This is a genomic window from Psychrobacter sp. 1U2 (genome assembly GCF_051847575.1).
In genome coordinates this window covers 1-809 of sequence record NZ_JBPYDC010000838.1, presented here as the reverse complement: position 1 = coordinate 809, position 809 = coordinate 1, and the positions used below count along the sequence as shown (strand labels likewise).

Below are 809 nucleotides of genomic sequence, written 5' to 3'. Positions count from 1 at the left end.
AGATGACTTACAGCGCCGTGACTTAACCATCAATGCGATGGCGATTGAAGTCAACAGTTTAACCGACGACACGCCTCTCACGGGTGAAATCATAGATTATCATGGTGGACTCGATGATATTCAGAGCAAGACCTTACGTCATATATCGCAGGCTTTTAGCGAAGATCCGCTACGGGTACTGCGAGTCGCGCGTTTTTATGGACGTTATTATAGCTTATGTTTTCACATCGCTGAGGAAACCCTCATACTCATGCGCCAACTGGTCGCCTCAGGTGAGCTTGCACATTTAAGTGCAGAGCGCATTTGGCAAGAATCAAGCCGTGCCACCATGCAGACATCACCACAGGTTTATTGGGAACAGCTATATGCAATCGGTGCTCTAACTGAGTACTTTGCGCCATTGCATCATGCTTGGAGCAATGTGCACATACGAGAAACAGTGCAGACGGCGCTATACTTTGCCGGTCAAATGCAGTTGAATTTATCCCAGCGCTGGACATTATTAATGGCTAGTCTTGATCAATCGTTATTTGCTTCCAAACCTGACCCTAAATCTTCATCCCCTCATATAAGTATGACTGTTACGGATGATGAGAGAAAGACTGCTCTAAAGGCCATTATCTCTATAAGCAATAGCGCCAAAGTCCCTAAAACACCTACTCAGTTTGCAAGCTTATTCGTTACCCAAGCTGGGAAATTAAGCGCAGTCAATGAACTAAACGCTACTCAAAAGATTGATCTTATCCAAGCATGTAGCGCTCATAAAGAGCCTAACAAGCTCTCGCAGCTATTGGTCACCAGTCACGTAT

The 809-nt window shown here is 45.2% G+C and carries 1 pseudogene; it reads left to right on the top strand.

From position 1 onward, the window contains the following. Positions 1-809: pseudogene (locus ACS8FD_RS19040) on the top strand (tRNA nucleotidyltransferase); the annotation flags it as partial.